At 58.8% G+C, this 8,335-nt stretch carries 11 protein-coding genes; 6 read left to right on the top strand and 5 right to left on the bottom strand.

What is annotated here, in order from left to right; all coding sequences use genetic code 11:
* The coding region (locus HNW77_RS16645; RefSeq protein WP_018308590.1) for a transposase at positions 1-117 on the top strand (117 nt) is incomplete at its 5' end.
* Between the two features lie 98 nt (positions 118-215).
* A protein-coding gene (locus HNW77_RS16640; protein ID WP_172159170.1) for an IS630 family transposase occupies positions 216-1,162 on the top strand; the annotation gives its coding sequence in 2 pieces (ribosomal slippage) (positions 216-747 and positions 747-1,162; 948 coding nt in all).
* A 269-nt stretch (positions 1,163-1,431) separates the two neighbouring features.
* Here HNW77_RS16640 and HNW77_RS16635 read toward each other — a convergent pair.
* Both HNW77_RS16635 and HNW77_RS17870 read right to left on the bottom strand, forming a co-directional pair.
* Positions 1,432-2,733, bottom strand: coding sequence for a peptidoglycan-binding domain-containing protein (locus HNW77_RS16635; RefSeq protein WP_172159165.1), 1,302 nt, complete (start codon positions 2,731-2,733; stop codon positions 1,432-1,434).
* Positions 2,734-2,918: 185 nt separating this feature from the next.
* A complete protein-coding gene (locus HNW77_RS17870; RefSeq protein ID WP_241694534.1) occupies positions 2,919-3,641 on the bottom strand; it encodes a hypothetical protein in 723 nt (240 codons plus the stop codon).
* A 366-nt stretch (positions 3,642-4,007) separates the two neighbouring features.
* Between HNW77_RS17870 and HNW77_RS16625 the strand changes: the two genes are divergently transcribed.
* On the top strand, positions 4,008-4,196 hold the full coding sequence (locus tag HNW77_RS16625) for a CsbD family protein (RefSeq protein WP_110570241.1): 189 nt from the start codon (positions 4,008-4,010) through the stop codon (positions 4,194-4,196).
* A 118-nt stretch (positions 4,197-4,314) separates the two neighbouring features.
* The gene (locus HNW77_RS16620; protein ID WP_172159164.1) at positions 4,315-4,554 is read left to right on the top strand and encodes a hypothetical protein; all 240 of its coding nucleotides are present in this window, start codon (positions 4,315-4,317) and stop codon (positions 4,552-4,554) included.
* Here the strand turns inward: HNW77_RS16620 and HNW77_RS16615 are convergent.
* Positions 4,529-5,803: a DUF2075 domain-containing protein gene (locus HNW77_RS16615; RefSeq protein WP_172159167.1), complete on the bottom strand. Its 1,275-nt coding sequence runs from the start codon at positions 5,801-5,803 to the stop codon at positions 4,529-4,531. The two genes, HNW77_RS16620 and HNW77_RS16615, sit on opposite strands and share 26 nt — an antisense overlap.
* 141 nt (positions 5,804-5,944) lie before the next feature.
* On the opposite strand from HNW77_RS16615, the gene HNW77_RS16610 reads away from it, so the two are divergent.
* A complete protein-coding gene (locus tag HNW77_RS16610; protein ID WP_078524261.1) occupies positions 5,945-6,196 on the top strand; it encodes a hypothetical protein in 252 nt (83 codons plus the stop codon).
* A gap of 87 nt (positions 6,197-6,283) precedes the next feature.
* On the opposite strand, the gene HNW77_RS16605 is transcribed toward HNW77_RS16610, so the two are convergent.
* The gene (locus HNW77_RS16605) at positions 6,284-6,499 is read right to left on the bottom strand and encodes a hypothetical protein (protein WP_172159162.1); all 216 of its coding nucleotides are present in this window, start codon (positions 6,497-6,499) and stop codon (positions 6,284-6,286) included.
* A 258-nt stretch (positions 6,500-6,757) separates the two neighbouring features.
* Between HNW77_RS16605 and trhA the strand changes: the two genes are divergently transcribed.
* Positions 6,758-7,435, top strand: coding sequence for a PAQR family membrane homeostasis protein TrhA (gene trhA / locus HNW77_RS16600; protein WP_172159161.1), 678 nt, complete (start codon positions 6,758-6,760; stop codon positions 7,433-7,435).
* On the opposite strand, the gene HNW77_RS16595 is transcribed toward trhA, so the two are convergent.
* The coding region (locus tag HNW77_RS16595; protein WP_172159160.1) for an MFS transporter at positions 7,432-8,335 on the bottom strand (904 nt) is incomplete at its 5' end. The two genes, trhA and HNW77_RS16595, sit on opposite strands and share 4 nt — an antisense overlap.

Genomic DNA, 8,335 nt, shown 5'->3' with positions numbered 1-8,335 from the left:
AACCTCTGGGCTCGCCTCAAGGAGTGGCGCGCTGTCGCAACCAGATATGAAAAAACAGCAACGTCGTTCCTCGCGGTCATCCACATCGCTGCCGCAGCAGACTGGATCAAGCCCTAACAGGCCCTAGAGCGCGCTGTGAATAGATTGAATCGAGCGATTCCCAAAGAGCGCGGGATGTGATTCAAGATGAAGACTGGCGGATGAGGCCAGACTTCATGCCGAGGGCCTATTCACAGGATTTACGGGACCGCGTGATTGACGGGGTGGAGCAGGACGGCATGAGTTGCCGGGCAGCGGCACGGCGCTTTGGGGTCAGTGAGGCCTCGGCGATCAAATGGGTTCAGCGCGCAAGACGTATCGGGGATCGCTGCCGCGCGGGCACAGTCGGGCACCGTCCGTCGAAAACCAGACCTGAACGAGCCTGGCTGCGGGCCGTCATCGATGCTGAACCTGACATTACCCTTGCGGCGCTGTCGATCCGGCTGCGCGACGAGCGTGGCGTTCAGGCCGATACGGGCATGCTGTCGCGCTTTTTTCAATCCGAAGGGATCAGCTTCAAAAAAAGCGTGCTGCCCTGCGAGCAGGACCGGCCTGACGTCGCGCGCAAGCGCAGGTTTTGGAAGCGTGATCAGGCCGATATAGATCCCACCCGTCTGGTCTTCATTGATGAAACCTGGGCGAAAACCAACATGGCGCGCACGCATGGTCGCTGCTGCAAAGGAGAAAAGCTGCGGGCCAAGGTTCCCACGCCCACTGGAAAACACTGACCTTTCTTGCCGCCTTGCGCCATGACCGGATCGCGGCACCTAGCGCGCTTGACGGACCGATCAACGGGCGCAGTTTCCAAGCCTATGTCGAGCAGTTCCTGGTTCCGACACTCAAGGCTGGCGATATCGTCGTGCTCGACAATCTCGGCAGCCACAAGGGCGATGCCGTTCGCAAGGCAATCCGTGCTGTCGGGGCCAGGATGATCTTTCTGCCGCCCTACAGTCCGGATCTCAATTCGATCGAGCAGGTCTTTGCCAAGCTCAAGATACTCTTGCGAAAGGCCGCAGAGCGATCCGTCGAGGCAACATGGAAACGCATTGCCTCGCTCCTCAAATGCTTCTCCGCACAGGAATGTGCCAATTACCTCCAGAACTCAGGATATGCATCAACCTAATCACAGAATGCTCTAATGCGAATTTAAAACGCTCAGATAAACAGCACCAAGCCGTTACAATTCCAATAAAGCATGGAACATTACAGTGCCACCCAGAACAACATGAGCCAGTAACTGCTCAGCGCACCCAACCCGATGATGCCAAAGAACCTGAAGATCACGGTAACTGCAAGGCCACGCAGAAAGCAATTGGGTTGCGCCGAATACTGCAAACGTTTTCTTTCTGTGGCCCATGCCAAAGTCTGGCGCAAATGACATAAAATCCGCTTTTATTGACCACACTGCCCATTAATGGACTGGCCAGTGCCCGACATGCCCCTGCCGACAAAAAGCTGCTTCACCGGCACGTCGCGCATGGCGTGCAGTCCTGCGGCAGCATATTTGCCATCACAGTTGAACTTGCCGCTGAGAATATCGTCATCGGTTTCATGCTTCTTGAGCGCATCCCTCCAGTCTGAATAGGCAGTGAGGGCCGGTTCATCCACCACCGGGGCATAGACCTCGATATTCACGTAATCCTCGGCATGGGAACCCTGCACCATCAGCCCGATATTGGGGTCAGCAGCATTGCCACAGCTTTCAAGGCAATCGGCAACCGGCCTTGCAGTGCCATCCAGCGCGGCACTGACATCGCCCATTGTCAGTTCGGCTATGGTGGGGGTCGAATTCTGGATGAATGGCGTCAGCGGCACCGAGCACGATGGGGTCACCTTCAACCCATAACCCTGAATCTGGCCGCCCTGTTCATAGGCCGTCAGTTCGCAGTTTTTTATCATGTAAGTATAGGCTGTCGTTTTATCTGCGTAAGTATTGATATACTTGGCTGGCCCTGTGAGTTGCTCAAGAAAGGGGCGCTGGATGCCCAGCATGTCCAACTGGAAGATCCGCTGCAGGGGCGGCGCGTCTGGATCGCTGCTCAGGGAGGGCTCCGGCGGCTGACTGGCCCAGCGCACGGCGCGCGAGACGCCGAGCTTCTCGACATGAGGCACTTCATCATCCGCAATCGCGCCTGTCTGGCTATCCCCATAGGCTGCCTGCCAGCTTTTGATGGCCGTGCGCGTGCCATCACCATAAATTCCATCAGCTTTATCCATGGGGGAGGAAGAATACCCGGCATTGATGAGTTTCTGCTGCAGGGCGATATGCAGGTCGATATCGCGCGCGGCTTCCTGCGCATAGGGGCCGCTCAGCGACCTTGCCCACTCACCGGCCTGCTGCTCGGTTACCTTCACGTAGCATGCAGCAGCCCCCACCGGCAGGACCGCGCCCGGCGTGCCCGCGGCCGGAATGGCGCATGTATTGCGCAAGGCCGTGTCATAGGCCACAGCCTGCGCCTTGATGGCCGGATAGGCCCCTGCCCCCTCCTGCGCGCGATGGGCATAGAACACTTTTTCAAGGTCGAGTTCCGCTTTTGCCATGACCGGATCGGCACAGAGCGCCGTGGCCAGCACATCGGCCCCGTCAGGCCGGGGGCAGGCAAAGCCGGGGTGATAGGCCGGGGCGGCAAGTGCCGGCGCCCACAGGAGCATGACGGGCAGAAAACTGCCGCTCAACCAGCCAACAACGCGCATGCAAAAACCTTTTCTTGTGAAAGATCAGACAGCCATAAAAAAGCTGTCCATATAATGAAGCCTGGCCGACAGGGCGGGCAGGCAACCGGCTGCCAACGGCTTTTGTCCAGGCATGCGGCGGCTGTTCACTCTACCCTGACCGGCGTTACAATTTTGATTGCACTCCTGTTATTTCAAAAATGTTTTCAGATTGAGACGTACCCTTTTTCCAGCCATGATTTTTCCATCTGGGGCAGATAGGCCATGATCTTATCCAGATCTTCAGTCATTTTTGGGTAAATAGTCCTGTATTCAGCGCTCCTGTAACGCCTTACAAATTCAAAATCCCCAAGCATGCAACGGATTATACATAACATAACCCCTCGGCTATGTTCATATTCCTGATATCCACCGGAAGATGATGCCTTGTATTTTGCGGGCAATGCCTCCAGCATATTTTTTTCACTTGAAAAATCATAATGTTTTTCAAAAAACAAAATCCCTTGCCTGAGTACGCGCTCTATCATGTCGGGCAGCTCAGAAATGTCTTTCCAATAGGGTTTGTCAGATCCACCCTCACGTATAAAGCCTGCCTTGTCCTGAAAAAATAAGGGTGTATAGACCGCAAACTCTGGAAGCATGTTGAGTTCACCCCGCATTCCTACAAACAGTATGTTCGATGCATAAATCGGTCTTCCCAGTATTTTTTTACATAAATATTTCGCTTTCTTATTATCCAGATAAATACTTGGAAAAACCTTAACGCTATTGCGATCCCCCCATTGATCAAATACAAAACCCGGCTCCACGATGAGGGTCGTATGTTTCAGTGATTTATTCTTGAACTGCTCCGATAAAAATTCCCATCCCTCAAAATTTTTAACAATTTCTTTGCATAGCGCCATAACATCGGCTTTTAACGCCACCATTTTTATTCCTCACATTTTATCTGAAGGGAGCGGATTAAATATTTATGCTGCTTGCGTGCTCTTTTCATAAACACCGATGCCAGATTTTTTACGGATTATTTTATACCGATAAAACAATTATCGGAACATTTATCCTATCAGGCATAGCAATACCGTGGACCTGCCTGATCCTGCTGAAGCCGTGTTCCACGCGTTTCTTCCCGCTCACAGGCGCTCACATAGACCAAACCCCGTTCATTCCCCCCATTCATGCATTAAATGTCTGTCAGGTATGCATTAGACGTTGCATTTCACCATGCATTATGCTGTTATCTGGCATGCGTTCAACGCAGCATTGTTCTGTAAATCTTTTAAGGGAGGCGTGACATGGATCGTTTCAAGACGATGCTCCGCGGTCGCACCAACATGCTGCTCGGCCAGCTCAAGCAGGAAATTGGCTATGCCACCGGCCTGCGGCGGCTGGAGCGCCAGGGCATAGCACAGGAAATGCGCGGCTTTTCGCAAACGGCGCGCCTGCACCGCATGGCCAGCATGGACCAGCCCGAACAGGGCTGAAAGCCTGCCTGCCCCTGTCATGGCAAACGCATAACCGCATCGCGTGCAGGGTGGTTGCCCGAACACCGGCAAGCCGTACCATGGCCTGTTCCTTTATTCTTGCAGGAAATTTATGGCCATGAGCAAAGACCAGATTATCGACATGCCCTTCACTACCGACGCCATGAAGGCGGCGATCGAACGGCGCATCATCCAGTCCCCCCAGCTTTCCGATGCCGACAGGCATGACCTGAGCGTGATCCTCGCGCGGCTTGATGCGCAGGGCCTTGCCACGCTTGTCGAGACCGTTCTCGGCCATGCCATTGAATCCGGCCCCGAAATCCTGCCCTACCTCAAGCGCCTTGGCGAGAAGGGCTGAACGCCTGCCGCGCGGCGGGAGCAGCCTGCCGCGCATTCCACAAGGCATCGAGGCGTGCATGCAGGCGGGGATCGCTTGCATAGAGATAAAGCCCCCTCACCCCACGCGTCATGAGCACGTTGATGGAATTGAGGATGATCCGCGCCATGACCGCAGGCGGGTTCTCCACCCCGTCGCGCCCGGTAAAGGCGGCGCGGTCCTCGTAGCGGGTCGGGTCGATTACGATCCGGTCGGTTGCCGGGTCATAGGTGACTGACGGGCCAAGGATCACGCCCGCGTAATTCAGGTCAAAACCCTGAATGGTATAGACCGAGCCCACCTCATCAATCGTGTCCGCCCGTTCCGCCCATGGCAGGCGGGCCTGCGGCATGGCGCGGTCCCAGCGCAGGTGAAAGCGCCCTTCGGTAATGAAATGGTCCTGCCCGTTCAGGGTGTAGGGGTAATCATAGGTCGCCAGCATGCGGCACAGCCCGTACTGCGCGTTGCGCTGGCATATGGCTTCGTACAGAGCCTGCGCATCATCATAAATACGGAAATCAAAGGGCTGTGGTGCCGGTAGCGCGCGCAAATAGCCATCACGCAGGGCGCTGATCCACTCCATCACATCTGCATGGGCGTGCATGCGGAACTGCTGCTCCAGCCTGCGGATCACGACCGGATAACCCGTCACCAGCGCGCGCAGGCGCTCGTCGGTCCACAGGCTTTTGAACTTGAGCACCTGCCTGGCGTCGAACACGATCACCACGATGCGCGCATGGCGGATGATCTCGGCCAGCTGGTTGTCCTGCCGGAAGCGGTTATAGGGATCGCTGCGGGTGAGCAGCAGATGGGCCTCATCGACCAGGACGATATCGGCCCGCTGCCCGCTGCCGGCCATCTGGTTGATAAACGTGGTGGGCCGCTCGAAATCCTTCTTGCGCAGGCAGGGCTGGGATTCGGAAATATTGCGATACAGCTTGATCATTTCCGGGTGGTTGACCAGCAGGCCGTTACGGGTGCCATGCAGCGGGTCACCTGCATCCCGGCCACGTGCCACGTGCTGGATGGCGGTGAACAGCGTATTGAGCAGCAGGCTCTTGCCGGTGCCTGCATCGCCCTCGATCACGAACAGCGCATGCGCATCGGCAATATGGGCGCGGCAGAAGGCCAGCACCTCATCCATCAGCGCCTGCTGCGGGCCGGTCAGCCCCACCGTGGGGGCAAGGCGGGTCAGGGCGCTATCGGGCGCGGGGGGAGCGGACATGTGCATATCGGTTTCCGTCAAGGGGCCTGCCCGCACCGGGCAGGACAAAGCTGATATGTAAAATACGATGTGAGGTCGTGCATCCTATAAGTTATAACGCGCTCTTACGCGCAGACTGCGCGCCACGTTAACAGGATAGCCTGAACCATGACCGACAAACCCACCGCCGCCGCCCGCGAACACATGCACAAGCTCGCAGCCCGTGGCCTGAAAGAGCCCAAGCTGCTGCAGAAGGAAGAGGTGATCGCCATCGCCCAGCACGTGGCCAAGGAGCATGGCCGCGCCTCGGGCACCGAGCACGAGATCGCCAAGAAGGCCGAGCACAACCCCGAGGGCGTGACCGCAGCCGAGATCCAGGCCCTGTGCGCCCATGTGACCGGCGAGCGCACCGCGCGCTGAAGCGCGCCCTGCCACCACGAAAGAACAGGGGGAAACCCCTGTTTTTTTATGTACCGCAAACAGGCTGCGTGTGGCGGCGGCTCTCCCCTACCACCGCATCTTGCTGCCCGTGCGCTCAAGCAGGCTGCTGACATAGGCCAGCAGCATCAGGCTGCCCAGAAACAGCCCCCACACCAGCACGAAGCAGCCCAGCCCCGCTCCCACCATGGCCGCGACATGCCATGGCGTAAGGGCGATACCGCACACAAAATGTCCCACGCCCAGCGCAACCAGCACCCAGGCCAGTGGCCATAATCGGGCCATGTCCCGCTATCTCCCTTTCATCCGGGAGCGTTGTGCGCCACAGGCCCTTGCCCTGCAAGCCCTGCCTGCATGGGTCCGGCTTTGCGTGCTGCATGGCGGCACGCTATGACGGCAGGCCGGTTCCGGGCCGGGCATGCATCCGTCATGGCACGGTTCGCCCGCCTTCACGCAAGCCTGAACGCTTCTGCATATGGGGAAACAGTCTTATTCGCGCTACAGGACCGGACCAGAGCAGAAATAAGGAGTAATTTCCGCCGCATGAGTACCCGCACGCGTTTTCCCATCTATTCCGTGGCCGAACGGGGGGCCGACCTTGCGGTCCACATCATCGGCGTCGTGGGGCTTGGCTGTGGCGTCGTGTGGCTGCTGCGCACGGCCATGCTGGCGCATTCGGGCCTCGCGGCCGGGGTTACCATGCTGTACTGCGGCGGCATACTGGGCACGTGCCTGTCATCGGCGGCCTATAATTTCTGCCCGCCCTGCAGGCTCAAGGGCGGGTTGCAGCGCATTGACCAGTCCATCATCTTCGTGGCCATTGCCGCAACCTACACGCCCTTCATCGTGCTTGGCGGGCAGGGACGCGCCAGCCTGTGGTTCTGCGGGGTGCTGTGGGCCATGGCTGCAGCAGGCATCGTGGCCAAGATGTGCTTCTTCACCTGGTCACGCCGGTTTCATGTCGTACCTTACCTGTGCGTGGCGTGGGTTTTCTTCCTCTGCCCCGACCCGCAGGTATGGATGCTGCCCGGCCCGACCTTTTTCCTCATCGTGCTCGGACTGTTCTTCTTCAGCATCGGGGTGGTGTTCTACATGCGCGAGAATATGCCGTTTTCCAACGTACTGTGGCATGTGATGGTGGTGCTTGGCGCGGGTACGCACATGACGGCGGTGGGCTGCATGCTGCTGCATTACAGCCACGGGCCGATGCGCGGGTTCTAGCGGCCAATACGGCGCAGCGGCAGCCCTGCCTCGAGGTGCTGCTCGATCACCTCCAGCGGCACGTCGCGCGTCTCGGGCACCAGCAGCACGGTAAACAGCATGAAGCCGATATTCATCACGCTGAACCCGGCAAAGGTCCATCCCGCCCCCAGTGCGGCGACAATGGTGAGGAAGGTGTTGCTCACCGCCCAGTCCATGCCCCAGTTGGCCAGCGTGGAGCAGGCCACGCCAAAGTCACGCCCCGCGATGGGCTGGATCTCCGAACACAGGGTCCATACCAGCGGCCCCGCCCCCATGCCAAAGCCCGCCACGAACACCAGCAGGGCCGCCACCAGGCTGAGCGTGGCGCCCGGCCCGTGCAGGTGCATCCCCTCGATCATGGCAGCGCAACCCAGCGCACAGGCCATGATGATGCAGCTTGACACCAGCAGCGGCCTGCGCCCCCAGCGCGAGACCAGATAGATGGCCCCGATGCCCACCACGGCATTGACCAGGCCAACCAGCACCGTGGCCCATGCGGCGGCGGTGGTGCCAAAATGCGCGCCTTCCAGGATCTTGGGGGCATAATACATCACCACGTTGATGCCGGTAAGCTGCTGCATGACCTGAAGCCCGATTCCCAATGCCACCGAGCGGCGGAAATACGGCTTTGCCCGCAACAGGGCAAAGCCGCTCACGGCCTTGCCCGCGCCGAGTTCGTGGCGGATGCAGTCAAGCTCGCGGTCGGCCTCGGCCTCATCGCCACGCAGGTCGCGCAGCACCTTGCGCGCCTCCTCGAAGCGCCCACGGGCCGCAAGCCAGGACGGGCTGGAGGGCAGCAGCGCGCACGCCGCGAACAGCAGGGCGGCAGGCACTACCGGCAGCCCCACCATCAGCCGCCAGTGCCCGCCCCCCGCCAGC

It is taken from the genome of Komagataeibacter melomenusus, assembly GCF_013155395.1.
Taxonomy (GTDB): domain Bacteria; phylum Pseudomonadota; class Alphaproteobacteria; order Acetobacterales; family Acetobacteraceae; genus Komagataeibacter; species Komagataeibacter melomenusus.
This window is presented reverse-complemented; position numbering and strand designations above follow the sequence as displayed.